We start from the raw sequence: 25,198 nt of genomic DNA on the forward strand, positions 1-25,198 counted from the left end.
CTGGCCACAAGCGCGGCATGAGAGACGGCGCTGCAGGTGCGGTGATCGTGCGACGAGCCGGATCGTCCGCGAGCTTTGACGCTGCCAGTCGTCCGCTTCCGGCGTGGAGGTGACCCGCACGCCGGCAGCACCTCGGCCTACCCCGCCCGGATCAGCATCTTGCCGGCGTTGCGACCTTCAAAGAGGCCGATGAGGCCCTCGGGGGCGCGTTCGAAGCCGTCGAGGATGGTCTCCTGGTACTTGACCTGGCCGGCCTTGAGCCAGGCGGTCATGTCGGCCTCGAACTGCTGGCGCAGGTGGCCGAAGTCGCTGGCGACGAAGCCCTCCATGCGGATGCGGTTGTAGATCATGTTCGACAGGTTGCGGACGCCCTCGCGGTCGCCGTTGTAGGTGGAGATCATGCCGCAGACGGGGATGCGGCCGCGGACGTTCATGCGGGCCAGGGCCGCGTCGAGATGGGCGCCGCCGACGTTCTCGAAATAGACGTCGATGCCCTTGGGCGTGGCGGCCTTGAGCGCGGGCGCCAGCGGGCCCGTCTTGTAGTTGATGACCGCGTCGAGGCCGGCCACGTCGCGCAGCCAGGCGGCCTTGTCGTCCGAGCCGGTCGTGCCGACCACGTAACAGCCCTTGAGCTTGGCGATCTGGGCGACGACCGAGCCCACCGCGCCGCCCGCGGTGGACACGAAGACCTGTTCGCCGTCCTTGAGCGCGCCGACCTCGAGCAAGCCGCCGTAGGCCGTGAGCCCAGTGCCGCCGAGGGCGTGCATGTAGACGCTCAGCGGCAGGGCCGGGTCGGGGTTGAGGCGGGTGACGCCGCGGCCGTCGGAGACGAAGCGTTCGCGCATGCCGGCCATGTGGCGGACGATGTCGCCCTCCTTGAAGCCCTCGTGACGCGACTGGGCCACGCGGGCGATGCCGCCGCCCAGCAGCGGCGCGCCCAGCGGCTGGTCGGCGTCGAGGCGCGGCCGCATGTAGGGATCGACCGACAGGAGCAGGGTCTCGAGCTGGATCTCGCCCTGGCCGGCGTCGGGCGCATCGACCGGGACGACGGCGAAATCGTCGGCGACGGGGACACCCTGGGGGCGGCGGACAAGCTGGATCTGGCGGCTCTGGGGCATGGGGAGGCTTCCTAGCGGGGCGGGATCATGGAGGGGCGCGGGCCCGCGGGGGCGTGCTGGGGCAGGGCGGGCAGGTTGCCGATCATGCCATCCGGGCGCGCCTTGGCCAGCATGCGCTGGTAGGCGGGCCGAGCCTCGACCTTGGCCTTCCAGGCGGCGACCTTGGGAAACTGGGCCGCGTCCACGAGGTTGAGCGTGGTCGCCACGTTCAGCGGGAACAGCATCATGATGTCGGCGGTGGAGAAGTCGGCCCCGCCGAACCAGGGATGCTTGGAGAGGTGGTCTTCGGCGAACTGGACGCAGGCCTCGGAGTCCACGAGGGGCGAGCGCGCCTTGGGTGGCGCCGCGCGCCAGGCGCGATAGTCGGAGAACAGCCGCGCGGCCAGCGAGCCTTCGGCGTAGTGCATGAAGATCAGGTGGTTCGGGAAGTCGCGGCTGTCGTCGGCGGGCCGCAGCTTGCCGGGGGCGTGGCGGGTGACGATCAGGTCCATGATGGCGCCGGATTCGACCAGCACCTGGTCGCCGTACATGACCGTCGGGGCCATAGGCACGATCGGGTTGATGGCGCGGATCGCGGCCATCGAGCCCATGAGGTCGCCGCGATTGAACTCCAGCTTGTAGGGCAGGCCCAGCTCTTCCATCAGCCAGACGATGCGTTCGGAGCGCCGGCCTTCCAGGTGGTAGATGGTGATGGACGGGAGCGGCGCGCCCTTCCGCGGCGCGGCCTGGGCCGTGGCTCCGACCGCGAGGCCTGCGAGGACCGCCAGCGACCCGCGCCGGCCGAGCTTCATCGTCATGCTGTTTCTCCCCCGATGGCGCATCGATCCGCGCGCCTATTAAGTCACGCTAGCGTTACAAGAGGTGCGCCGCAAGGCCGGGGTCAGCGGCTTTGTCGCGCCTTGAGGGCTTCGGCGGCGGCGAGGACGGAGACGGTGATGGTCTCGATCACGTCGTCGTCGTCCTGGCCGTTGCGCACCGCGATGGCGCCGGCGGTTCCGGCGACGAGGAAGGCCGCCAGGTGCTCGGCCGGGCGAGGGGCGATGCCGAAGCTGCGCTGCAGGCCCTGGGCCCAGGCGGCCACGTCGGCCTGGCGGCGCGCGGTGGCCTTGTCGGCGAGCGGGCCGTTGTCGCTGGTGAGCCGCAGGAAGAGCTCGCCGCTCTCGTCCATCCGCCGGAACCAGTGGCGCAGGCCGTAGCGGATCCAGGCCTCGAAGCCGGCGTCGCGGGAGATCTCGTGCTCGACGCGGCTCTCGTGCCGAGCAACCTCGCGGTCGAAGAGGGCGGTCAGCAGATCGTCGCGGTCGCTGAAAAAGCGGTAGCCAAGCGCCTTGTTGACGCCGCTGCGGGCGGCGACGCCGTCCATGGTGACCGCCGAGACACCCTGCTCGATCACGATGGCGGCGGCGGCGTCCAGGAACCGGTCGCGCCGTTCCGGCCCCTTGAGGCGCGTCTGCTTCATGGGCGGGGCCGGGGAGGTCAGTCCTCGTCCCCCGTTTCGTCGCCGATGGCGTCCTCGACCAGCTTGCGCCAGGTGGGGTCGGTGTCGTCGACGAGGTCGACGTCCTCCAGGAGGGCCACCGCGCCGTCGCCGTCGGGCAGGATGAGGCCCAGGACCTCCATGGTCTCGCCTTCGTCGCTGTCGTGGGCCTCGGCCTGGACGGCGACGGCGGCCTGCTCGCCGTCGTCGGCCCACCAGATCACCGGCTGGGGCAGATCCATGGCGATGGGCCTGCCGTTGTGGGTGTCGCTGAGGGCGAAGATCGCCTTGCGGGCCTGGACGTCGTCGAGCGTGGCGACGCGGCCGGCGAAGGGCGTCAGGCGCTGCCAGTCGTCGGTGTCGAAGCCGCCTTCGCTTTCGGGCCCTTCTTGCTTAGGGTTTGGGCTCATTTCTTCTCCCACCACCAGGGGGCCCGCTTGCGGTCGCCCGTGACGACCTCGTTCAGGGTGAGCACATCGTAGAGGCGCCCGCCCACCATGACCCGCGAGACCTTCTCTGAGTTGCGAATGTCGGCCGTGGGGTCGGCGTCGAGGATGACCAGGTCGGCCAGCTTGCCGGGCTCGAGGCTGCCGATGTCGGCGTCCATGCCCAGAGACTTCGCGGGGACGATGGTGCCGGCCGCCAGCGCCTCGATGGGGCTCATGCCGCCGCGGACGAACGACCACAGCTCCCAGTGCGGGCCGATGCCGGCCTGCTGGCCGTGGGCGCCGATCGAGACCAGCACGCCGCGCTTGGCCAGCTTGTGGGCCTCGCGGGCGCTGTCGTCGTCGACGTAGTTGTCCTCGGGCGCGATGGCGCGGCGGGCATTGTCCGCGGCGAGCTGCGCGGGCGGGATGAACGCCTTCAGGATCGGCTGGTTGAACACGTCGGTGTGGCTGCGCCAGTAGGGGTCGCCCGCCAGGCCGCCGAAGGTGACCACCAGGGTCGGCGTGTAGTTGGTCTTCGACTGGCCGAAGTAGCTCAGCACGTCCTCGTAGAGGGCGAGCTGCGGGATGTTGTGCTCCAGCGTCGAGTTGCCGTCGGCGATGATGTTGATGTCCTGGCCGAACAGGGCGCCGCCCTCGGCCACCACCTGCATGCCCTCGTCGCGCGAGGCCTGGATGAGCTGCTGCCGCTGCTCGCGGCGGGGCTGGTTGTAGTTCTTGATCGAGTAGGCGCCCTCGGCCTTGAGCCGCCGGGCGTGGGCCAGGGCGTCGTCGTAGCTGTCGATCTGGGCGTAGTTGCGCGCAGCTTTCGCGCCGTAGACCACCTCGCCGGTGGAGAAGATGTGCGGGCCCACGATCTTGCCGGCGCGCTGCAGCTCCGATGCAGCATAGATCTCGGCGGCGCGGTTGGACGGGTCGTGGATGGTGGTCGTGCCCAGCGCCAGGTTGACCATCAGCGACCAGTTCTGCTGCGGCACCAGCTCGTCCTCGCCCTGCGGCCCGTGGGCGTGGGCGTCGACGAGGCCTGGGATGATGGTCTTGCCGGCGACATCGACCACCTTGGCCTCGGCCGGGACCTGGACTTCGCCGCGCTTGCCCACGGCGACGATGCGATGATCGCGGACCACCACGACGCCGTCGTCGATGATGCCGCCGTCGGCCTTGGCCATGGTGACCACGCGGGCGCCGGTGAAGGCGACCACGCCGCGCGGGCGGTCGGCGGCGACCTCGGTGGAGAGCGAGACGCCGGTCCTGGGCGGCTCGAACTTCGCCGCGCCCTCGGCGGCGGGGGCGTTGCGGAAGAAGGCGTCGGTCCGGGCCGTGTAGACGGTCGGGCCCATGGACCAGTGCAGCTCGGCGCCGCCGTTGGTCCAATGGATCCATTCCGCGCCGCCGTACGAGACGCGGGTGACCGGCATGGGGCCGCCCTTGAGGTCGACCGGCACGTCCTGGCCGCCGGGCATGAGCGGCATGACCAGGGCTTCGTAGTTCTGGCGGAAGGCGAAGACGCGGCCGTCCGGCGAGACGGCGTAGTCGGTGACCAGTTCGCCTTCGGCGTGGACACGTCGGGCCTCGCCCGACAGGTCGAGGGAGACAAGCTGCTGCTTGCCGTTGGCCGAGGCGGTGACGAAGACCCGGTCGTTGGAGGCGCCGAACTGCGGCGCGCCGGCGTCCTTGACGATCCGGACCGGAGCGCCGCCGGCGGTAGGCACGCGGTAGACGCCGGGGTTCTCGCCGCCGGCGCCGGAGGTCAGGCCGTTCGACTGGGTCTTCTCGAAGACGATGGTGCGGCCGTCCGGCGAGAAGGCCGGGCGGGCGTAGTGGCCGGGCTCACGCGTGACGTCGCGGGCCGCGCCGCCGGCGGCGCCCACGGTGCGGACGCGGCCGAGGCCGGCGTCGGTCCAAGCCACGAAGGCGATGGTCTTGCCGTCGCGCGACCAGGCGGGGAACAGCTCGAAGCCCGCCTCGTCGCCCTTGGTGAGCCGACGGGGCTCGCCGCCGGCCATGGGCTTCACCCAGAGCTTGCCCAGGCTCTCGAACACCACCTGCCGGCCGTCGGGCGAGACGGCGGCGAAGCGGGTCATCTTGGTCTGGAACCTGTCGGGCGACACCGGAACCTTGGGATGCAGCCCGTCGATGACCGCGCGGGTGTCGTTGACGCGGAAGGGGATGACGGCGGCGTTGGCGCCATCGGCGTCGACCCGGCGCAGCTTGCCGCCGGCCCAGAAGACGATGGTCTTGCCGTCCGGCGTCCAGTCCATGTTGGGGTAGAGGCCCTGGACGGCCCAGGTCTCCTGCACGTCCTGGTCCAGGGCGTCGTAGACCTTGCGCTCGGCGCCCGAGGCCAGGTCCTTCACGTAGAGCTTGGAGCGGGTGTTCTCGCGGCGGACGAAGGCGATCTTCTTGCCGTCCGGCGAAGGCGTCGGGCGCACCGAGCCGCCAGGACCGGACGCGACGGTGGAAACCTCGCCGGTTTCAATGTCGTAGCGCTCGATGTTGAAGAGGTCGGTGTTCGAGTCCTGGGCGTATTCGAAGATCGGCCCGGGCGTGATGTTGCGGGTGTAGAGGATCGACTTGCCGTCGGGGGCGTAGGTGGGCTCGCCCAGTTCTTTCTGGTGGCGCTCGTTAGGCTTCTTGACCAGCGGCACGCCAGCGCCGCCGGAGACGTGGTAGAGCCAGACCTCGCCGGTGCCGAGCGAACGTCCCGTCGTGAAGTGCTTCTTGGCGGCGATGAACTGGCCGTCCGGGCTCCAGGTGGGCTGGTTGAGGAGACGGAAATCCTCCTTGGTCACCTGGCGCTTGTCGCTGCCGTCGACGTTCATCACCCAGATGTTGTCGCCGCCGCCGCGGTCGGAGGTGAAGGCGATGCGCTTGCCGTCGGGCGAGAAGCGCGGCTGGACGTCCCAGCTGAGGCCCTCGGCGATCCGAGTGGGCGCGCCGCCGGCGATCGGCATCAGGTAGATGTCGCCCAGCAGGTCGAAGGCGACTGTCCTGCCGTCGGGGCTGACGTCGACGTTCATCCAGGTGCCCTCGTCCACGTTGATCGGGACCTGGCGGATGACCGCGCCGGGCGGATTGTTGACGTCCCACTTGGCGGGCTTCGCGGGCGCGGCGGCGGGAGTCGCCTGGCGCTGGGCGGGCGCCGATTCGGGCTTGATCGCCTGGTTCTCGGGGCCTTGCGTCTTCGCTACCGGCGGCTGGGGCGGGGGCGGCGTCTGCGCGAGAGCCGGCGCGACGGCCACGGACGCGAGGAGGACGGCGGCGAGCTTGAGTTTCATAGAGGCCCCTTTGCTGGAGCCATGACTAGCAAGCCGGTCCGGGAGCGCAAACATTGCGCGACAGGGGCCGCAGACGCGTTAGGCTTGCACGAGCACAGAGGAGTTGCAGCATGGCCGACCCCCAGGACGAGTCCAAGGCAGGTGAGGGGCCGGCCGGTGAAACCCCGATCCAGCGGGCCCTGCGCCTGAAGAAGGCCGCCCAGGCGAAGGGCGGCCCGCCCGGCGGACGGCTGGAGCACGAAAGCGTCGCCGCGGCCCGCTCGCAGTCGAAGTCGAAGCCCTGGATGAAGAAGTAGGGCGGGTGCCCGCTAGCGGGGCTTCTGGTTGGACCAGACCCAGACCGCGCCCAACACCGCCATGAAGATGGCGAACATGGCGACGATGCCTCCGACGATGATGGCGGTCTCAGTGGGCATGGGCAGGCTCCTGTTGTTTCCGCCCAGGTCGCGTGGCTGCCGAAGCTGAGCCTTGATCGAGGTCAAACCGGCGCGCCGCGAAGCAAACGGCCGCCCGGAGGCGACGCTTGCGGCTCTCGTGCGTTAGGGAAGCGATGATGAAGCTTTGCCTTGCCCTCTCCCCCTTGGTCCTGGTGCTCGCGGCCTGTTCCGGCGAGCCTGCCGCGGAGGCGCCGCCGCCCAAGAAGGTCGTCCAGGCGACCCCATGGACCCACTATGTCTGCGCCGATGGTCGGACGCTGAGCGCGCGATATCCGGATGGCGAGACGGCGCAGATCCAGCTGGACCGCAGCATGCACGTGCTGCGCATCGCTCGCTCGGGCAGCGGCGCGCGCTACGTGGGCGACGCCCTGCAGTGGTGGACCAAGGGCGACGAGGGGATGCTCGCGCCGCTGAAGCCCGGCGAGGAGATCGCGAGCGCGCCCGGCGTCAGCTGCGTGCCGCCCGAGCGCGCGCCGGTCCAGCCACCGCCCCCGGGGACGCCGGGCGGGCTGCCCGACGATCGGACCCCGCTGGACGAGCGGCCGGCCGCCGCGGGCAGCGCCCAGGCGGCGGCGACCGTTGTGGAGACCTATTACGCCCTGGTGGAGAGCGGCCGGACCGCGGAGGCGGCGAAGCTGCGGACCGACGGGAAGCCGGAGGACCTGAAGCGCTTCGCGAGCCTGCACGCCCAGGTGGGTGCGCCCGGCCGGGTGGAGGGCGCGGCCGGCTCGTTGTTCGTGGAGGTGCCGGTGGTGCTGTACGGGCGATATGCCACGGGCGGCGAATACCACGCCTCGAGCAAGGCGCTGCTGCGGCGCGTGAACGACGTGCCCGGCGCCACGGCCGAGCAGCTAGAATGGCGGATCGAGAGGATCGAGGTGGCGTCCGCTCGCCGATAGGAAACCCTCACATCGGGAATTCTCCGTCAAGCGCTCGACGAGGCTCGGCCGACGCCTCGCGGGGTGGCCGCTGGTGTGATCTGAATCAAGGCCGCCCTCAGGCGTTGGAGCCAGCGTTCCGGAACAACGAGGGCTTCGCATGACCACCATGGCCGACACTCCCCCCGCGGCGAAAGGCGAGGAGCTCGTCCTTGCCCGTCCCGCGTTCGATGCTGTCGCCGCCCGCTTCCCGGCAGGCCCCCATCACCTGGTGGTGGACTGCGATCCGACCCTGAGGCTTCCCGCCAATGTTGTGGAACACCTCAGCGTGGTCGCTCGCGAAGCCGTCGACAACGCGCTGCGCCACGCCTTCCCCAACCATATCGAGGGCCGAGTCTGGATCCGCCTGTTCCATGACCGCGGCCGGCTCACGCTAACCGTCCGGGACAATGGCATCGGCATGCCCGACTTCACGGAGTACGGCTCCGGCGGCCGCGCCCGGATCGTCCAGGCGGCGCAGGCGTTGCACGCCTATCCGCGCATGGGCGCGGCGCCGTTCGCTGGCGCCCTCGTGTCGGTCACCTGCCCGGCGTGAGCCTGATATCGCAATTGATGGTCTCCACGGTGCTGGTGGCGCTGACCGCGTTGCTGCACCTGGCAGGTCTGGCGGTCCTGATCGCGCTGCTGCAGGCGCATGCCGGGCGGGTGCGGATGCCGCACGTGCGGTTGACCCAGGCGCTGCTCGTGCTGATCTCGGTCTTCGCGCTATTCGCGTTGCACGGTGTCGAAATCTGGCTCTACGCGGCCGTCTATGCCGTCGCGGGCGAGATGCCAGACTTCGAGGACGCGCTATACTTCTCGACCTCGACCTACGCGACGATCGGCTACGGGGACCTCGTGCTCTCCCGAGCCTGGCGCATCGTCGGGGCCATCGAAGGCGTCAACGGCATCATCCTGCTGGGCTGGTCGACCGCCTTCTTCGTCTCGATCGTGCGCCGGCTCGCGGAGCTGGAACGCAACGGCTGGGCCGAGGGCAAGGCCTGAGGCCCAGGCGCTCCCTCAGTGGGCGACGACCCACTGGCTGACGTAGGCGTGAGTGGCGCGGGCGAGCTTCGGCGGGCCGGAGAAGTAGAATTCGCTGCCGAACATGACCTTGCGTTCGCGCCAGGTCAGCGCGCCGGTATCCTCGGCCTGCAGGACGGAACGCAGCTTGGCGCTCTTGCCGTTGGGCACGAAGGCGACGTAGGTGGCGTCGGTCATCGGGTGAACTCCAGTATGCCCCGATGACGAAAAGAGCTTGAGTCTCCGACAGTTCCAAGCGTGGCCGGCCGGGGCCGAGCGTCGCAGGCTGGACAAGCTGTGGACGAGCGGGCGAGGTGCGCCTCTTCGGAGTCGGGAGGCCTGCTCGTGCGCGTCGGATCGTTTGCCCTGGTGCTGTCCCTGCTGGCCACGCCGGCGCTGGCCGACGAGATGGCCGGCTGGCGCGCCCAAGCCGCACGGATCAGCATCGCGCGCGACGACTGGGGCATCGCCCACGTGAAGGGCAAGACCGACGCCGACGCGGTGTTCGGCATGGCCTACGCCCAGGCCGAGGACGACTTCAACCGGGTGGAGACAAACTACCTCACCAACCTGGGCCGGACGGCCGAGGCGGAGGGGGCCGGCGCGATCTGGGCCGACCTTCGGGCCAAGCTGTATATGCAGCCCGAGGCGCTGAAGGCGGACTATGCGAAGAGCCCGGGCTGGCTGAAGGCGCTGATGGACGCCTGGGCCGACGGGCTGAACTTCTACCTGGCGACGCACCCGGAGGTGAAGCCGAGGGTCATCACGCGGTTCGAACCCTGGATGGCGCTGTCGTTCACGGAGGGCAGCATCGGCGGCGACATCGAGCGGATCTCGCTCAAGGAGCTGGAGGCGTTCTATGGCGGGACCCGGTCGGCAGCGCTGGAGGACCCCCTCGCATTCCGGGAGCCGTCCGGATCGAACGGGTTCGCGATCGGCCCGAAGATCACCAAGGACGGCCACGCCCTGCTGCTGATCAATCCACACACCTCGTTCTTCTTCCGCTCGGAGCTGCAGATGACCAGCGAGGAAGGGCTCAACGCCTATGGGGCGGTCACGTGGGGCCAGTTCTTCATCTACCAGGGCTTCAACGCGCACGCGGGATGGATGCACACCTCCAGCACCGCCGACGTGGTGGACGAGTTCGCCGAGACGATCATCCGCACGCCGGGCACGCTGATGTACCGCTATGGCAAGGAAGCCCGGCCGGTGAAGACCGAGACCATCGTCGTGCCGTTCAAGGGCGCCGACGGAGCGATGCAGAGCCGCAGCTTCACGGTCTATCGGACCCACCATGGACCGATCGTGCGGGCGGACGGCGACCGGTGGATCGCGTTTGCGATGATGCACAAGCCGGTGGAGGCGCTGCAGCAGTCGTTCCTGCGGACCAAGCAGAACGACCTGGGCTCGTTCCTGAAGGTGGCGGACGCGTTCAAGGCCAACAGCTCGAACAACACCCTGTTCGCCGACGACAAGGGCGCGACGGCCTATCTGCATCCGCAGTTCATCCCCCGGCGCGACGACCGGTTCGACTATACCCAGGCGGTGGACGGCTCGAACCCGGCGACGGACTGGAAGGGGCTGCATGCGCTGACCGAAGCGCCGCGGGTGGTGAGCCCTGGCCAGGGCTGGGTGTTCAACGTCAACGACGGACCCTGGTGGGGCGCGGGCGCGGAGAGTCCCAAGCAGGCGGCCTATCCCCGATACATGGACGCCACGGGACGCAATCCGCGGACCGACCATGCGACCCTGGTGCTGAGCGGCGCGAAGGACATGACGCTGGAGAGCCTGGTGTCGCGGGCCTACGACCCGTTCCTCCCGGCGTTCGACCGGCTGATCCCGACGCTGGCGAAGGCCTATGACGCGGCGCCGGCCGGAGATCCGCTGAAGGCGAAGCTGGGCGAGCAGGTCGCGGCGCTGAAGGCGTGGGACCGCCGATGGTCGAAGGCTTCGACCGAGACGTCCCTGGCGGTCTTCTGGGGCGAAGCGCTTTGGGCCAAGGCGGCTGCGGCCGCCAAGGCCGAGAAGATGAGCGTCTGGGACTACATGGCCACGAAGAGCAGCGACGCCGACCGGCTGGCGGCGCTGAGCGAGGCGTCGGACCGGCTGGTCGCCGACTTCGGGACATGGAAGACGCCGTGGGGCGAGATCAACCGGTTCCAGCGCTTGAACGGCGACATCGTGCAGCAGTTCAGGGACGATGGGCCGTCGATCCCCGTGCCGTTCGCCTCGTCGCAATGGGGGTCGCTGGCCTCGTTCGGGGCGAAGCGCTACCCGGGAACGAAGCGCTACTACGGGACCAGCGGCAACAGCTTCGTCGCCGCGGTGGAGTTCGGTCCGAAGGTGCGGGCGGTGGCGGTGAGCGCGGGCGGCGAGAGCGGCCATCCCGAAAGCAAGCACTTCCTGGACCAGGCCCAGCGCTATGCCGAAGGGAACCTGCGGCCAGTCTACTTCTATCCCGAGCAGTTGCAGGGCCACATCGAGCGAACCTACCGGCCCGGCGATTGACAGAACGGCCGCCCATCGCTGGGCGGCCGTGAGGCGTCGTTGGGGAGGCGCTACAGGAAGGCTTAGGCGGCGAGGCGCTGCGGCTCGGCCGGGGTGTCGCGGAGCATGTAGCCGCCGCCCCAGACCGTCTCGATCTGGACGTCGCCGCCGGTGGCCGCGGCGATTTTCTTGCGCAGCTTGCAGACGAAGACGTCGATGATCTTGGGCTCGGGCTCGGACATGCCGTTGTAGAGGTGGTTCAGGCACTGCTCCTTGGAGAGGGCCTGGTTCTTCCGCAGCGAGAAGAGCTCGAGGATCTTGTACTCGCTGGGGGTCAGGTGGACCGGCTGGCCGGCCACTTCGGCCTGGCGCGTGGCGAGATTGAGCGCGATCGGGCCGGTACGCAGGACCGAGTCCGTGTGGCCGCGCGAGCGGCGGACGACGGCGGTCAGGCGGGCCAGCAGTTCGGCCTTGTGGAAGGGCTTGGTCACCACGTCGTCGGCGCCGGCGGCGAGGGCCTCGACACGGGCCTCGACCTGGGCGCCGCCCAGCATGATGACGGGGGCGGCGATCTTGCGGGCCCGCAGCGCCCGGAGCGCCTGGACGCCGGTCATGTCGTCGAGGTCGGTCGCCAGGAACACCGCGTCATAGTCGTAGATCTTGGCCAGGTCGCAGGCTTCCTCGCCGTTGTCGGTGACGTAGACCGTGTGGCCCTCGGCGTTCAGCAGAATCTCCAGGCTCTTGGCGGCGGCGGCTTGGCTTTCGACGACGAGAACTTGCATCACCGTATCTCCCAATCTGGTGGGGGAGGCCGCTGTCCCGCGGGCCGTCCCGTTCAATTTCGTTAACCAAGTTGAACCACGCAGGAGGGGTCGGTCGAAATCTCGTCCGATTACCTACGGGGAATCCCGTAGGGGTTTGGACGGAGCTGGATCGCCGTCGGCGTGCGCACGCGATGCCGCTGTCGCGCGGCGCGGTCGATCATGGATGCTGGGCGGATTTCTTCGCCGGCCCCGAGGGGACGTGGCGCGAGTGACGGGGCTCGAACCCGCGACCTCCGGCGTGACAGGCCGGCGCTCTAACCAACTGAGCTACACCCGCGTAGGCCGTCCGGCCGATGCGAAGGCGGCTCTCATATGGGCGGGGTGGAATCGTGTCAACGGAAGAGTGCGCGGCATTTGATCCAGGCGGTGGAAAACCCGTTCGCCGCGATCGTCAGCCGCCGCCTGCCATCTGCGCGTCGACCGCGAACGGGCGCACGATCCGAGGCGGCGGCGGGGCCTTGGCGGCCTCCTCGAGGACCCAGGCGCGGAACGCCGCCACATGCGGCCGGGGCGGGCCGGCGGGAGTCAGGAACCAGAACCGCGACGGGGTCGGCGCGAAGCCCAGCGGCGCGGCCAGTCGGCCCGCGGCGACGTCCCCCGCCACATAGATCCAAGGGCTGAGGCCCACGCCCAGCCCGGCGGCCGCGGCCTCCAGCGTGTAGAAGATGTGCTCGAATTCCTGGGTGTCGGGCGGCGTCGGCAGGCTGACGCCCGAGTGGCTCTCCCATTCGGCCCAGGCGGTCTGGCGCGTGCCGGTCGTCAGGCGCGTCAGCCCCTCAATGCCGGTGGCGCCGTCGCCCACGAGGCCGGGCGCCAAGACCGGGCCATGGAAGTTCTCCAGGAAGGCGACCGCCTCGGCGCCGACGATGGGCGCGGTCTCGGCCACGCGGATCGCCGCGTCGAATCGCTCGCGGGCAAAGTCGACCGGCGCGTAGGATTCGGTGACGCGGACGCGGATCGCCGGATGGCGGGCGTGGAACGCCTGGAGGCGCGGAATCAGCCAGCGGATCGCCAGCGTGCCGACGCAGGACAGGTGCAGGTCGACGCGGGCGGCGCTCTTCAGGTCGGCGACGGCGTGCTCGACCTGGTCGAAGGCCGAGGAGAGGGCGGCGGCCAGGCGCTGGCCGGCCTCGGTGAGGGCGAGGCGGTGGCGCGGTCCCTCCGTCAACTCTACGCCAAGGGTCTCCTCTAGGCTGCGGATCTGACGGCTGACGGCGCCGTGGGTGACGCACAGCTCGTCGGCGGCCAGGGTCATGCGGCCCCGGCGGGCGAACGCCTCGAAGGCGCGGAGCGCGGTCAGCGGCGGCAGGGTGCGGCGCGTGTCCACGGGCCTCGAGTCCTGTGATCTCAGCTCACAAGAAGAGCGCCGTTATATCGTTTGTGACGCGCCTGCAACCGGGAGGATGTTCCTGTCCGTCGCACACGAGGGCCGCCATGACCGACCTCAGCCTGTCCGGCGCTCTGGCCGCCCGGCCCGAACGCTTCCGTCCCTCGGCGCCGGAGCCTCTGGAACGGGAGCCCGGCCTCCTGACCCTCCTGGGGCCCAAGGCGGCGAAGAACCTGCTGGCGGCCATCCCGCGAGCGGCGTTCGAGCAGCGTTATCGCAAGGTCCGGATGCTGCAGTTCGTCTACCACGGGGTCAGCGACCCGGATGGGATCAAGCGGGTCTTCGTGGACAATGCCGAGAACTATCGCCGGTCCGACCTGGTGAAGCGCCTGCTGCGGCCGGCGATCGGCGAGAGCCTGTTCAACGCCGAGGACGAGAGCTGGCGCGCCCAGCGGCGGATGCTGGCGCCCGTGTTCTCGCCGCACGTGCTGTCAGCCTTCACGCCTCTGTTCTCCGAGGTGGCCGAGCGGAGCGCCGCGCGGCTGTCGACCGGCGGGCTGGTGGTCGACATGGCGGAGGAAGCGACCCGCACGACCCTGGAGGTGATCGATCAGGCGCTATTCTCTGGAGAGAGCGGCATGTCGTTCGACGAGACCTCGGCGCATGTCCGCGACTTCATGGCCGGATCCACCGAAGTGCGGCTGGCCCTGCTCCTGGGGCTGGAGGCGCTGGACGTGGGGCCGGGGCAGCGGAAGGCGCGACGCGCGCGTCGCGCGCTGGTCCGGCGGATGGCCGCGTTCATCCGCGGCCGCACCGGCGGCGCGGCGGCGCCGGAGGACTTCATCGCCCGACTCTACGCCGCCTTCCTGGAGGAGCATCCGCCCGAGGAGGCGGTCCAGCTCACCATCGACAACGCCATGACCTTCTTCGTGGCGGGCCACGAGACGACCGCCAACGGCCTGGCCTGGGCTCTCTATCTCCTCAGCGGCGACCCGCAGGCGCAGGCCTGGGCGCGGGAGGAGGCGAGGGCGGCCTGGGCGGCGGCCGGGGGCGATCCCGACGCGCTCCTCGGTCGCCTGCCTTACCTCAAGATGGTCTGGGACGAGACGCTGCGGCTCTATCCGCCCGTGCATCGGATCGAGCGGCAAGCCGTGGCCGACGACGAGCTGTGCGGACAGCCGATCCGGCGTGGCGACATGATCTCAGTCTGGCCGTGGGTGGTTCACCGGCACCGGACGCTGTGGGCCGAGCCGGACGTGTTCAATCCGGAGAACTTCGATCCGGAAGGCCGCCAGGCCATGCACCGCTACCAATACATCCCGTTCGGCGCCGGGCCGCGGGTCTGCATCGGCATGGGGTTCGCCCAGACCGAGGCGCTGATCGTGCTGTCGCGCTGGCTGTGCGAGTACGGCTTCACGCCGGTGCGCGACCGCGAGGTGCGTCCGCAGGGAGACTTCTCGCTGCGGCCGGAGGGCGGGCTGCCGCTGGTCGTGGAGCGGCTGGACCTGTGGTCGGATTAGGCAATTGCGACGCATTCGCAGATGAGTGGAAGAACGCCATTTCGCGTCGCACAAGGCCTGTTTGAAACGCCCGGATGATCGGTCTAGAAGGGCGCCGCGACTCCCTTTGGAGACCTCATGGTCGACTATTTCAAAGAGTACCTGCCGATCGCGATCTTCCTCGGGATCGCGGCGGTGCTGGGCATCGTCTTCATCCTGGCCGCCACGGTGCTCGCGCCCAAGGCGCCCGACCCGGAAAAGCTGTCGTCGTACGAATGCGGCTTCAACGCCTTCGACGACGCGCGGATGAAGTTCGACGTGCGATTCTACCTGGTCTCGATCCTGTTCATCATCTTCGACCTGGAAGTCGCGTTCCTGTTCCCGTGGGCCGTGGCGCTGATGAAGCTGCCGCCCGACGTCGCGAAGTACGCCTTCTGGTCGATGATGACCTTCCTGGGCGTGCTGACGGTGGGCTTCATTTACGAGTGGAAGAAGGGAGCCCTGGAATGGGAGTGATCGTTCCCCCCAATTCCGGGCTTGGTTCCGGCGCGATCGTGCCGGCCGGCTCGGCCGGCCGTACGACGGTAGAAGGCTACGACCCGCAGAAGCACGACCCGTTCTTCGACGGCGTCTCGCAGCGGCTGGCCGACAAGGGCTTCGTCACCGCCGGCGTCGACGACCTGATCACCTGGGCGCGCACTGGCTCGCTGATGTGGATGACCTTCGGTCTCGCCTGCTGCGCGGTCGAGATGATGCAGGCGTCCATGCCGCGCTACGACCTGGAGCGCTACGGCTTCGCGCCGCGCGCCAGCCCGCGCCAGAGCGACGTGATGATCGTGGCCGGCACGCTGGTGAACAAGATGGCTCCGGCCTTGCGCAAGGTCTACGACCAGATGCCCGAGCCGCGGTACGTGATCTCGATGGGCAGCTGCGCCAACGGCGGCGGCTACTACTACTTCAGCTATTCGACCGTGCGCGGCTGCGACCGGATCGTGCCGGTGGACGTGTATGTGCCGGGCTGCCCGCCGACCGCCGAGGCGCTGGTCTACGGCGTGCTGCAACTGCAGAAGAAGATCCGCCGGACGGGGACCATCATCCGATGAGCTGGCCGGTTTCCGATTCCGACCTCGGGAAGCTGGGCAAGGCGATCCTGAAGGACATGAAGGGCGTCGTCACCGCCGCCGACGTGGCGTTCGGCGAGCTGACGCTGACCGGACCGGCCTCGACCGCGGTCGAGGCGCTGACGTACCTGCGCGACGCGCAGGGCTTCCACCAGCTGATCGACCTGTGCGGCGTGGACTACCCCGAGCGCGAGAAGCGCTTCGACGTGGTCTACCACCTGCTGTCGATGACCAAGAACACGCGGGTGCGCTTCAAGGTGCAGACCGACGAGGACACCGCCGTGCCGTCGGTCGTGAACGTGTTCTCGGCCGCCGACTGGTTCGAGCGCGAGGCGTTCGACATGTACGGGATCTTCTTCGACGGTCATCCTGACCTGCGGCGCATCCTCACCGACTACGGCTTCCACGGCCACCCGTTGCGGAAGGACTTCCCGATGACCGGCTACGTCGAGGTCCGCTACGACGAGGAGCTGAAGCGGGTGGTGTACGAGCCCGTGAAGTCCGTCGAATGGCGCAACTGGGATTTCCTGAGCCCCTGGGAGGGTGCGGAGAAGGGCTTCGCCGCCATGCTGCCCGGCGACGAGAAGTCGAGCGAGAAGAGCAAGCCATGACCGGCTCCAACGCCCCCGCCCAATCCACGGACTTCTTCGCGCCCGAGCCGACCGCGCCCGGGGCCGGCGAGACGCCCGTTCGCAAGTTCAACATCAACTTCGGCCCGCAGCACCCGGCGGCCCACGGCGTGCTGCGCCTGGTCCTCGAACTGGACGGCGAAGTGGTGGAGCGGGTCGACCCGCACATCGGCCTGCTGCACCGGGGCACCGAGAAGCTGATGGAGGCCCGGCCCTATCAGCAGACGATCCCGTACATGGACCGCCTCGACTACGTGGCGCCCATGAACCAGGAGCACGCCTACTGCCTGGCCATCGAGCGGCTGCTGCAGATCGAGGCGCCGTACCGGGCGCAGCTGATCCGCACGCTGTACGACGAGATCGGCCGCATCCTGAACCACCTGCTGAACGTCACGACCCAGGCCATGGACGTGGGCGCGCTGACGCCGCCGCTCTGGGGCTTCGAGCCGCGCGAGCAGCTGATGGTGTTCTACGAGCGGGCCTCGGGCGCGCGGATGCACGCCAACTACTATCGCGTGGGCGGCGTGCGGCAGGACCTGCCGGAAGCGCTGGTGCGCGACATTCTCGACTGGTGCGACGGCTTCCCGCGCATCTGCGACGACATCGAGGGCCTGATCACCAACAACCGCATCTTCAAGCAGCGCAACGTCGATATCGGCGTGGTCAGCAAGGAAGACGCGATCGCGCGCTCGTTCTCGGGCGTGATGGTGCGCGGCTCGGGCATCGCCTGGGACCTGCGCCGCAGCCAGCCCTACGCCGCCTACAACGAGATGGAATTCGACATCCCGCTGGGCGTGAACGGCGACTGCTACGACCGCTACCTCTGCCGCATGCAGGAGATGCGGGAGTCGACCAAGATCATGAAGCAGTGCTGCGAACGCCTGCTGAAGACGCCGGGCCCGGTGCTGATCGAGGACAACAAGATCGCCGCGCCGCGCCGGGGCGAGATGAAGCGCTCGATGGAAGCGCTGATCCACCACTTCAAGATCTTCACCGAGGGCTATCGCACGCCGCCGGGCGAGGTCTACGCCTGCGTCGAGGCGCCGAAGGGCGAGTTCGGCGTCTACCTGGTCTCGAACGGCACCAACAAGCCGTACCGGGCCAAGATCCGCGCGCCGGGCTATCCGCACCTGCAGGCGATGGACTGGATGAACCGCGGCCACATGCTGGCCGACGTGTCGGCGATCCTGGGCTCGCTGGACATCGTGTTCGGGGAGATCGACCGGTGACGGCGCCCGCGAACCTCAAGCCGGCCGAGCTCGCCCAGGGCCAGCTCGACGCCTACAACGTCCAGGACCTGGACGCGCACTGCGCGTTCTTCGCCGCCGACGTCGTGGTGGCCGACCTGAACGGCGAGGTGACGATCCGGGGCTTGGAGGCCTATCGCGCCAAGTACGTGCAGGTCTTCGCCGACTTCCCCAAGAACCGGGCCGAGCTCGTGAACCGCATCGTGGTGGGCGAAACCGTCGTCGACCATGAGCGCGTGTTCCGCGACGGCGTGAACGAGGCCTTCCAGGTCATCGCCATCTACACCCTCGCCGGCGGCAAGATCGCCCGCGTGGATTTCCGTAAGTGAGGCCCGCGTGAGCGTCCGTCGCCTTTCGCCGAACCAGCCCGAGAGCTTCGCCTTCAACCCGGCGACGCTGAAGGCCGCCAAGGCCTGGATGGCCAACTTCCCGGCCGGCCGGCAGCAGTCGGCCATGGTGCCGATCCTGTGGCTGGTCCAGAAGCAGGAAGGGTGGGTCAGCGAGCCCGCCATCCGCGCCGTCGCCGAGCTGCTGGGCGTGCCGGTCATCCGGGTGCTGGAGGTCGCGACCTTCTACACGATGTTCATGCTGGAGCCGGTGGGCACCCATGCGCTGGTGCAGGTCTGCGGCACGACGCCCTGCCAGACGCGCGGCTCGGAAGCTCTGATGGAGGTCTGCAAGCGCAAGATCGGCGCGCAGAACCACAAGTCGGCCGACGGCAAGTTCTACTGGCAGGAAGTCGAATGCCTGGGCGCCTGCGCCAACGCGCCGATGGCCGCCATCAACGACTACTACTACGAGGACCTGACGCCCGAGAGCTTCGAGAAGCTGCTGGACGACTTCGCGGCGGGCAAGAAGCCCAAGCCGGGTTCGGCCATCGGCCGCAGCGGCTCGGCCCCCGAGGGCGGGCCGATGACCTTGACGGACCCGAAGCTGTACGACGGCTCGCTGGGGAAGAAGATCAAGATCCCGAACCTGCCGACCAAGCCGCCGAAGCCCGCGAAGGCTCCGGCATGACGGTGGACGTCGCCGGCATCAAGAAGCGGCGGACCGTGATGATGGTCGTCAACGTGCTGGCCGCGCTGACCGCGCTCGTGTCGCTGGTCGGTTACTTCAAGTTCGCGCTCGGTTGGGCGCTCGTCGTTTTCGTCGTGGCCCTGCTGGCAGGGTTCGCGGCGCAGATCTGGTTTATCGCCGGGCTCCGTGGCCCGGGCAAAGGAGCCTGACGTGGCTGGATTGCTGGCCGACAAGGACCGCATCTTCCTGAACCTCTATGGCCTGCACGACTGGGGCCTGGAGGGCGCGATGAAGCGCGGCGCCTGGAACGGCACGAGGGACATCGTGGCGCAGACGCCGGAGTGGATCTGCGACCAGATCAAGGCGTCGGGCCTGCGCGGGCGCGGCGGGGCGGGCTTCGCCACCGGCCTGAAGTGGACCTTCATGCCCAAGCAGGAGAGCGAGCGTCCGCACTACCTGCTGGTCAACGCCGACGAGTCCGAGCCGGGCGCGTGCAAGGATCGCGACATCCTGCGCAACGATCCGCACCTGCTGATCGAAGGCTGCGTCATCGCCTGCAAGGCGATGCGCGCGCACACGGCCTACATCTACATCCGCGGCGAATACGTGCACGAGCGCGAGCGCCTGCTGGCGGCCATCCGCGAGGCCTATGACGCCAAGCTGCTCGGGCCGGGGTCGATCCTGGGCTGGGACGTGGACGTCCGCGTGCAGCACGGCGGCGGCGCCTACATCTGCGGCGACGAAACCGCCCTGATGGAGAGCTTCGAGGGCAAGAAGGGCCAGCCGCGGCTGAAGCCGCCGTTCCCCGCCGGCGCGGGCATCTACGGCTGCCCGACCACGGTGAACAACGTCGAGACCATCGCCGTCGTCGGCACCATCCTGCGCCGCGGCGCCGACTGGTTCGCCCAGTTCGGGACCGAGAAGTCGACGGGCACCAAGCTGTTCGCCGGCTCGGGCCACCTGAACAAGCCCTGCGTGGTCGAGGACGCGGTCGGCATCAGCGTGAAATCGCTGATCGAGGACCACTTCGGCGGTGTGCGCGGCGGCTGGGGCAATCTGAAGGCCGTGATCCCCGGCGGCATCTCGGTGCGCATGATCCCGGCGGATCAGTGCGAAGAAGCCGTGATGACCTACGAGGACCTGCAGGCGCGGGGCTCGGGCCTGGGCACCGGCACCATGATCGTGTTCGACAAGGACGCGGACCTGGTGAAGGCGATCGCGCGGGCGTCCTACTTCTACAAGCACGAGAGCTGCGGCCAGTGCACGCCGTGCCGCGAAGGCACCGGCTGGATGTGGCGCGTGATGGAGCGGATGGTCACCGGCGAAGCCGAGATGTCCGAGATCGACATGCTGCTGGACGTGGCCAGCCAGGTCGAGGGCCACACGATCTGCGGCCTGGGCGACGCGGCCGCCTGGCCGATCCAGGGCCTGTTCCGCCACTTCCGCCACGAAGTCGAAGACCGCATCACCCAATACCGCGCGCGCAAGGGCTCTTACGCCGGCGCCTCCATCGCGGCGGAGTAACCGGAATGCCTATCGCCAAGGTCGACGGGGTCGAGGTCGAGTTCGAAGCCGGGATGAACGTCCTGCAGGTGGCCGAGCTCGCCGGTAAGGAAATCCCGCGGTTCTGCTACCACGAGCGCCTCAGCATCGCCGGCAACTGCCGCATGTGCCTGGTCGAGGTGAAGCCCGGGCCGCCGAAGCCGCAGGCCTCGTGCGCGCTGCCGGCCGCCGAGAACATGGAGATCTTCACCGACACGCCGATGGTGAAGAAGGCCCGCCACGGGGTCATGGAATTCCTGCTGATCAACCACCCGCTGGACTGCCCGATCTGCGACCAGGGCGGCGAGTGCGACCTGCAGGACCAGGCCATGGGCTATGGCCGCGACGACAGCCGTTACGCCGAGAACAAGCGGGCGGTCGAAGAGAAGTACATGGGGCCGTTGATCAAGACGGTCATGACCCGCTGCATCCAGTGCACGCGCTGCGTCCGCTTCATTACCGAAGTGGCCGGCGTGCCGGACATCGGTCTCATCTCGCGCGGCGAAGACGTTGAAATCACGACCTATCTCGACAAGGCCGTGGCGTCGGAACTGTCGGCTAATGTGATCGACCTGTGCCCGGTGGGCGCGCTGACCTCCAAGCCGTACGCCTTCAACGCGCGGCCGTGGGAGCTGAAGAAGACCGAGAGCGTCGACGTAATGGACGCGCTGGGCTCGGCGATCCGCGTGGACGCCCGCGGGCCTGCGGTGCTGCGCGTGCTGCCGCGCACCCACGAGGCGGTGAACGAGGAGTGGATCTCCGACAAGACGCGCTACGCCGTCGACGGGCTGTCTCGTCAGCGTCTCGACCGCCCGTTCATCCGCGAGAACGGCAAGCTGCGACCCGCGACCTGGACCGAGGCGCTCGAGGTCGTGGCGGCAAAGATCAAGGCGGCGGGCCCGGACCGCGCGGGCGTCATCGCCGGCGACCTGCAGGACGTCGAGTCGATGAAGGCCGCCAAGGACCTGTTCGGCGGCCTGGGCGTGAAGAGCCTCGACTGCCGCCAGGACGGCATGGTCCTGGGCGGCGGCCAGCGCGAAAGCTGGCTGATGAACTCGTCGATCCAAGGCCTTGAAGACGCGGACTACATCCTGCTGGTCGGCAGCAATCCACGGCTCGAGGCGCCGGTGCTGAACGCCCGCCTGCGCAAGCGCTGGCTGGCCGGCGCGCTCCAGATCGGGATGATCGGCGACGCGGTCGACCTGACCTACAGCTACGAGCACCTGGGCGCGGGCCCGGCTTCGCTGGCGAACCTTTCGAAGTCGAAGTCCGACTTCGTGCAGGGCCTGAAGACGGCCAAGAACCCGGCGATCATCGTGGGCGCCGGCGCGCTGAGCCGTGCCGACGGCCTGGCGGTGCTGAGCGCCGCGGCCGGGGTCGCCAAGACCTTCGGCATGGCCTGGAACGTGCTGCACTCGGCGGCGGCCCGCGTGGGCGGCCTCGACCTGGGCTTCGTCCCGGCCGAAGGCGGCAAGAGCGCCGGCGAGCTGGTGGCGCCGGGCGGCGCGGATGTGCTGTTCCTGCTGGGCGCCGACGAGATCGACCTGTCGAAGTCGGGCGCCTTCGTCGTCTACCTGGGCACGCACGGCGACGCCGGCGCGCACCGGGCCGACGTGATCCTGCCGGGCGCCGCCTACACCGAGAAGAACGGCCTCTACGTCAACACCGAGGGCCGGGTGCAGATGGGCTTCCGCGCCGTGTTCCCGAAGGGCGAGGCCAAGGAGGACTGGGCGATCCTGCGGGCGCTCAGCGAGTACCTCGGCGCCAAGCTGCCCTACGACAGCCTGGACCAGCTGCGGGCCAAGCTGTTCGAGGAGCATCCGACCTTCGGGCGCATCGACTACGTGCCGGCGACGGCCGCGGCGGTCGACTTCGCGGCTCTGGGCAAGAAGGGCGAGGTCTCGGACGCGCCGTTCGCCAGCGCCGTGAAGCGCTTCTACCTGAACAATCCCATCGCGCGCGCCAGCACGACGATGGCCGAATGCGCCTCGCTCGCCTCGGGCGCGGCCAAGATCGCGGCGGAGTAGGGGACCCATGGAGTTCTGGACCACCCCCATCGGCTGGACGATCCTGACCGTCGCCCACATCCTGGCGGTCACCGTCGTCCTGCTGCTGACGATCGCCTTCATCATCTATGGCGACCGCAAGATCTTCGCCGGCGTGCAGGCGCGGAAGGGTCCCAACGTCGTGGGGCCGTTCGGCCTGCTGCAGTCCTTCGCCGACCTGGGCAAGTTCCTGATCAAGGAGCTGGTGATCCCGGCGGGCGCCGACAAGGCGGTCTACCTGCTCGCGCCGATCATCAGCGTGACCCTGGCGCTGGGCGCCTGGGCGGTGATGCCGATCGCGCCCGGCTGGGCGGTCGCCGACATCAACGTGGGCATCCTCTACCTCTTCGCCGTGAGCTCGATGGGCGTCTACGGCATCATCATGGGCGGGTGGGCCTCGAACTCGAAGTACCCGTTCCTGGGCTCGCTGCGGTCCGCGGCGCAGATGGTGTCGTACGAGGTCTCGATCGGCTTCGTGATCATCACCGTGATCCTGCTGGCCGGCTCGATGAACCTGAACCAGATCACCGAGGCTCAGGCCGGCGGTTTCTGGCACTGGTTCATGTTCGGCGGCGGCCCCAACTGGATGACCAACTGGCCGCTGATCGTGATCATGTTCCCGATGGGCGTGATCTTCTTCATCTCGAGCCTGGCCGAGACCAACCGCCCGCCCTTCGACCTGCCCGAAGCCGAGTCCGAGCTCGTGGCCGGCTATGCGGTGGAATACGGTTCGACGCCGTACATGCTGTTCTATCTGGCCGAGACGGCGAACATCGTCCTGATGAGCGGCCTGATGGCTGTGCTGTTCCTGGGCGGCTGGCACGCGCCGTGGCCGGAAGGCTACCTGGCCTCGTGGCCGGCGTGGCTGGCCAGCCTGCACGGCCTGGTGTTCTACGCGCTGAAGACCTTCTTCGTGTTCTTCATGAACGCGATGGTCCGCTCGATCGTGCCGCGCTACCGCTACGACCAGCTGATGCGCCTGGGCTGGAAGGTGTTCCTGCCCACGTCGCTGGTGGCGGTGTTCGTGGTGGCCGGCTGGCTGGTCTACACCGGCCTGCCGTCGGGGGTGGCGCAGTGAAGACCGGGCTCGCGATCCTGGCCATGTTCTCGCTGGCGGGCTGCGCCGGCGGCGCCGGCTTCGGCAAGAGCGGCGGCATCGCGACCTATGACGACCTCAAGGCGGCGCAGGAAGCCTGCGCCGCCAAGGGCGGGACCCTGAAGCTCCAGAAGAACGGCGACGTCCAGTACCTGGACGACTACGCCTGCGAGAAGAAGTGATGCTGAACCGGATCGGACAGGCCCTGAAGGGCGCCGCGCTGATGGACTTCGTCGGCGCCTTCGGGCTCGGCATGAAGTACATGGTCGCGCCGAAGAAGACCGTGCAGTACCCGCACGAGCGCAACCCGCAGAGCCCGCGCTTCCGCGGCGAGCACGCGCTGCGCCGCTATCCCAACGGGGAAGAGCGCTGCATCGCCTGCAAGCTGTGCGAGGCCATCTGCCCGGCGCAGGCGATCACCATCGAGGCCGAACCGCGCGCCGACGGCAGCCGCCGGACGACCCGCTACGACATCGACATGGTGAAGTGCATCTACTGCGGCCTGTGCCAGGAGGCCTGCCCGGTGGACGCCATCGTGGAAGGCCCGAACCTGGAGTTCGCGGTCGAGACGCGCGAGGAACTCTACTACGACAAGGAGCGCCTGCTGGATAACGGCGACCGCTGGGAACGCGAGATCGCGAAGAATCTGGAACTGGACGCGCCGTACCGATAAGCAGGCGGCGCGATTCCGCGCCCCCTGTCGTGAAGCGTAATTCGAGGGACTTTAGAGAGCCGAAATGGCCCTGCAGGCGATCGCATTCTACCTCATGGCGGCGGTGACCGTGGCCGCCGGATTCTGCGTGGTTTCGGCCCGCAATCCGGTGCACTCGGTCCTGTGGCTGATCCTGGCCTTCTTCTCGGCCGCCGGGCTCTTCGTCCTTCTGGGCGCCGAGTTCCTGGCGATGCTGCTGGTGGTGGTCTACGTGGGCGCCGTCGCGGTGCTCTTCCTGTTCGTCGTCATGATGCTGGACGTGGACTTCGCCGCCCTGCGGCAGGGCTTCGCGCGGTACATGCCGCTGGGCCTGCTGATCGGGGCGTTCCTCGCCGCCGAGATGGTGCTGGTGGCCACGACGGTGTCGAACCAGGGCGCTGCCAAGCATGCGGTGGCGCCGCTGGCCTCGGGCAAGGACTCCGCGCTCACGAACGCCGAGGCGATCGGGCGGGTGCTCTACACGGACTACATCTACTTCTTCCAGGCTGCCGGCCTGGTGCTGCTGGTGGCGATGATCGGCGCGATCGTGCTGACGTTGCGCCACAAGCCCGGTGTGAAGCGCCAGATCATCATGAACCAGGTCCTGCGCACGCCGAAGACCGGCATGAAGCTGGCAAACCCCAAGCCCGGCGAAGGGATCGGCGAATGATCATCGGCCTCGCACACTATCTCGCGGTCGCCGCGATCCTGTTCACCACGGGCGTCTTCGGCATCTTCGTGAACCGCAAGAACATCATCGTCATCCTGATGTCGGTAGAGCTGATGCTGCTCGCCGTGAACATCAACCTGGTCGCCTTCTCGGTCTACCTGGGCAACCTGGTCGGCCAGATCTTCGCGATGTTCGTGCTCACCGTGGCGGCCGCCGAGGCCGCCGTGGGCCTGGCGATCCTGGTCACGTTCTTCCGCAACCGCGGCGACATCGCCGTGGACGACGCCTCGATGATGAAGGGCTAAGC

28 protein-coding genes and 1 tRNA gene are annotated in these 25,198 nt (G+C 68.8%); 20 read left to right on the forward strand and 9 right to left on the reverse strand.

Annotated elements, in window-relative coordinates; translation table 11 throughout:
* Window positions 1-137 precede the first annotated feature (137 nt).
* The 5 genes from ACODSY_RS08030 to ACODSY_RS08050 all read right to left on the reverse strand — a co-directional run bounded on the left by ACODSY_RS08030 (window position 138) and on the right by ACODSY_RS08050 (window position 6,319).
* A complete protein-coding gene (locus ACODSY_RS08030; RefSeq protein ID WP_488951197.1) occupies window positions 138-1,118 on the reverse strand; it encodes an NADP-dependent oxidoreductase in 981 nt (326 codons plus the stop codon).
* 11 nt (window positions 1,119-1,129) lie between these two features.
* On the reverse strand, window positions 1,130-1,915 hold the full coding sequence (locus ACODSY_RS08035; protein WP_488951198.1) for a glutathione S-transferase family protein: 786 nt from the start codon (window positions 1,913-1,915) through the stop codon (window positions 1,130-1,132).
* A gap of 83 nt (window positions 1,916-1,998) precedes the next feature.
* Window positions 1,999-2,577, reverse strand: a complete 579-nt coding sequence (locus ACODSY_RS08040; RefSeq protein WP_488951199.1) for a TetR/AcrR family transcriptional regulator — start codon at window positions 2,575-2,577, stop codon at window positions 1,999-2,001.
* Window positions 2,578-2,594: 17 nt separating this feature from the next.
* Window positions 2,595-3,005, reverse strand: a complete 411-nt coding sequence (locus ACODSY_RS08045) for a hypothetical protein (protein WP_488951200.1) — start codon at window positions 3,003-3,005, stop codon at window positions 2,595-2,597.
* Window positions 3,002-6,319, reverse strand: a complete 3,318-nt coding sequence (locus ACODSY_RS08050) for an amidohydrolase family protein (RefSeq protein WP_488951201.1) — start codon at window positions 6,317-6,319, stop codon at window positions 3,002-3,004. Before ACODSY_RS08050 ends, ACODSY_RS08045 begins: the two co-directional genes overlap by 4 nt.
* Window positions 6,320-6,429: 110 nt before the next feature.
* Between ACODSY_RS08050 and ACODSY_RS08055 the strand changes: the two genes are divergently transcribed.
* The 4 genes from ACODSY_RS08055 (at window position 6,430) to ACODSY_RS08070 (ending at window position 8,678) form a co-directional block, all read left to right on the forward strand.
* On the forward strand, window positions 6,430-6,615 hold the full coding sequence (locus ACODSY_RS08055; protein WP_488951202.1) for a hypothetical protein: 186 nt from the start codon (window positions 6,430-6,432) through the stop codon (window positions 6,613-6,615).
* Window positions 6,616-6,872: 257 nt separating this feature from the next.
* Entirely contained in the window at window positions 6,873-7,655 is a 783-nt protein-coding gene (locus ACODSY_RS08060; RefSeq protein ID WP_488951203.1) for an MliC family protein, read from the forward strand.
* Window positions 7,656-7,794: 139 nt separating this feature from the next.
* Window positions 7,795-8,229, forward strand: coding sequence for an ATP-binding protein (locus ACODSY_RS08065; RefSeq protein WP_488951204.1), 435 nt, complete (start codon window positions 7,795-7,797; stop codon window positions 8,227-8,229).
* A gap of 17 nt (window positions 8,230-8,246) precedes the next feature.
* Window positions 8,247-8,678 carry a potassium channel family protein gene (locus tag ACODSY_RS08070; protein ID WP_488951205.1) on the forward strand — a complete coding sequence of 144 codons (432 nt, stop codon included), beginning with the start codon at window positions 8,247-8,249 and terminating at the stop codon, window positions 8,676-8,678.
* 15 nt (window positions 8,679-8,693) lie between these two features.
* Here the strand turns inward: ACODSY_RS08070 and ACODSY_RS08075 are convergent, their stop codons facing one another.
* Complete coding sequence (locus ACODSY_RS08075; protein ID WP_068875381.1) at window positions 8,694-8,894, reverse strand: hypothetical protein; 201 nt, start codon at window positions 8,892-8,894, stop codon at window positions 8,694-8,696.
* 147 nt (window positions 8,895-9,041) lie between these two features.
* Between ACODSY_RS08075 and ACODSY_RS08080 the strand changes: the two genes are divergently transcribed.
* The gene (locus ACODSY_RS08080; protein ID WP_488951206.1) at window positions 9,042-11,204 is read left to right on the forward strand and encodes a penicillin acylase family protein; all 2,163 of its coding nucleotides are present in this window, start codon (window positions 9,042-9,044) and stop codon (window positions 11,202-11,204) included.
* A 62-nt stretch (window positions 11,205-11,266) separates the two neighbouring features.
* On the opposite strand, the gene ACODSY_RS08085 is transcribed toward ACODSY_RS08080, so the two are convergent.
* From ACODSY_RS08085 to ACODSY_RS08095, 3 genes are all read right to left on the reverse strand, one after another.
* Window positions 11,267-11,965: a response regulator transcription factor gene (locus ACODSY_RS08085; RefSeq protein WP_488951207.1), complete on the reverse strand. Its 699-nt coding sequence runs from the start codon at window positions 11,963-11,965 to the stop codon at window positions 11,267-11,269.
* 242 nt (window positions 11,966-12,207) lie between these two features.
* A tRNA-Asp gene (locus ACODSY_RS08090) sits at window positions 12,208-12,284 on the reverse strand.
* Between the two features lie 114 nt (window positions 12,285-12,398).
* Window positions 12,399-13,334 (reverse strand): LysR substrate-binding domain-containing protein, encoded by a 936-nt coding sequence (locus tag ACODSY_RS08095; RefSeq protein WP_488951208.1) that lies wholly within the window; start codon window positions 13,332-13,334, stop codon window positions 12,399-12,401.
* Window positions 13,335-13,441: 107 nt separating this feature from the next.
* On the opposite strand from ACODSY_RS08095, the gene ACODSY_RS08100 reads away from it, so the two are divergent.
* The 15 genes from ACODSY_RS08100 (at window position 13,442) to nuoK (ending at window position 25,196) form a co-directional block, all read left to right on the forward strand.
* Window positions 13,442-14,854 carry a cytochrome P450 gene (locus ACODSY_RS08100; protein WP_488951209.1) on the forward strand — a complete coding sequence of 471 codons (1,413 nt, stop codon included), beginning with the start codon at window positions 13,442-13,444 and terminating at the stop codon, window positions 14,852-14,854.
* A 117-nt stretch (window positions 14,855-14,971) separates the two neighbouring features.
* The gene (locus tag ACODSY_RS08105) at window positions 14,972-15,349 is read left to right on the forward strand and encodes an NADH-quinone oxidoreductase subunit A (RefSeq protein ID WP_488951210.1); all 378 of its coding nucleotides are present in this window, start codon (window positions 14,972-14,974) and stop codon (window positions 15,347-15,349) included.
* Window positions 15,319-15,936 (forward strand): NuoB/complex I 20 kDa subunit family protein, encoded by a 618-nt coding sequence (locus ACODSY_RS08110; protein ID WP_488951211.1) that lies wholly within the window; start codon window positions 15,319-15,321, stop codon window positions 15,934-15,936. The genes ACODSY_RS08105 and ACODSY_RS08110 overlap by 31 nt, the downstream gene beginning before the upstream one ends.
* Complete coding sequence (locus tag ACODSY_RS08115) at window positions 15,933-16,565, forward strand: NADH-quinone oxidoreductase subunit C (protein WP_488951212.1); 633 nt, start codon at window positions 15,933-15,935, stop codon at window positions 16,563-16,565. Before ACODSY_RS08110 ends, ACODSY_RS08115 begins: the two co-directional genes overlap by 4 nt.
* Entirely contained in the window at window positions 16,562-17,812 is a 1,251-nt protein-coding gene (locus ACODSY_RS08120; protein WP_488951213.1) for an NADH-quinone oxidoreductase subunit D, read from the forward strand. The genes ACODSY_RS08115 and ACODSY_RS08120 overlap by 4 nt, the downstream gene beginning before the upstream one ends.
* On the forward strand, window positions 17,809-18,159 hold the full coding sequence (locus ACODSY_RS08125) for a nuclear transport factor 2 family protein (protein WP_488951214.1): 351 nt from the start codon (window positions 17,809-17,811) through the stop codon (window positions 18,157-18,159). Before ACODSY_RS08120 ends, ACODSY_RS08125 begins: the two co-directional genes overlap by 4 nt.
* Before the next feature lie 7 nt (window positions 18,160-18,166).
* Entirely contained in the window at window positions 18,167-18,847 is a 681-nt protein-coding gene (gene nuoE / locus ACODSY_RS08130) for an NADH-quinone oxidoreductase subunit NuoE (RefSeq protein ID WP_488951215.1), read from the forward strand.
* Window positions 18,844-19,056, forward strand: a complete 213-nt coding sequence (locus ACODSY_RS08135; protein ID WP_488951216.1) for a hypothetical protein — start codon at window positions 18,844-18,846, stop codon at window positions 19,054-19,056. Before nuoE ends, ACODSY_RS08135 begins: the two co-directional genes overlap by 4 nt.
* Before the next feature lies 1 nt (window position 19,057).
* On the forward strand, window positions 19,058-20,371 hold the full coding sequence (gene nuoF / locus ACODSY_RS08140; protein ID WP_488951217.1) for an NADH-quinone oxidoreductase subunit NuoF: 1,314 nt from the start codon (window positions 19,058-19,060) through the stop codon (window positions 20,369-20,371).
* A gap of 5 nt (window positions 20,372-20,376) precedes the next feature.
* Window positions 20,377-22,416, forward strand: coding sequence for an NADH-quinone oxidoreductase subunit NuoG (gene nuoG, locus ACODSY_RS08145; RefSeq protein WP_488951218.1), 2,040 nt, complete (start codon window positions 20,377-20,379; stop codon window positions 22,414-22,416).
* Between the two features lie 7 nt (window positions 22,417-22,423).
* Entirely contained in the window at window positions 22,424-23,512 is a 1,089-nt protein-coding gene (gene nuoH, locus ACODSY_RS08150) for an NADH-quinone oxidoreductase subunit NuoH (RefSeq protein ID WP_488951219.1), read from the forward strand.
* Window positions 23,509-23,712, forward strand: a complete 204-nt coding sequence (locus tag ACODSY_RS08155; RefSeq protein ID WP_488951220.1) for a hypothetical protein — start codon at window positions 23,509-23,511, stop codon at window positions 23,710-23,712. Before nuoH ends, ACODSY_RS08155 begins: the two co-directional genes overlap by 4 nt.
* Window positions 23,712-24,203 (forward strand): NADH-quinone oxidoreductase subunit NuoI, encoded by a 492-nt coding sequence (gene nuoI, locus ACODSY_RS08160; protein WP_068875394.1) that lies wholly within the window; start codon window positions 23,712-23,714, stop codon window positions 24,201-24,203. Before ACODSY_RS08155 ends, nuoI begins: the two co-directional genes overlap by 1 nt.
* Before the next feature lie 64 nt (window positions 24,204-24,267).
* On the forward strand, window positions 24,268-24,891 hold the full coding sequence (locus tag ACODSY_RS08165) for an NADH-quinone oxidoreductase subunit J (RefSeq protein WP_488951221.1): 624 nt from the start codon (window positions 24,268-24,270) through the stop codon (window positions 24,889-24,891).
* Window positions 24,891-25,196, forward strand: a complete 306-nt coding sequence (nuoK, locus tag ACODSY_RS08170; protein ID WP_488951454.1) for an NADH-quinone oxidoreductase subunit NuoK — start codon at window positions 24,891-24,893, stop codon at window positions 25,194-25,196. The genes ACODSY_RS08165 and nuoK overlap by 1 nt, the downstream gene beginning before the upstream one ends.
* Window positions 25,197-25,198 lie beyond the last annotated feature (2 nt).

The sequence above is a fragment of the Phenylobacterium sp. FG114 genome (assembly GCF_057809855.1).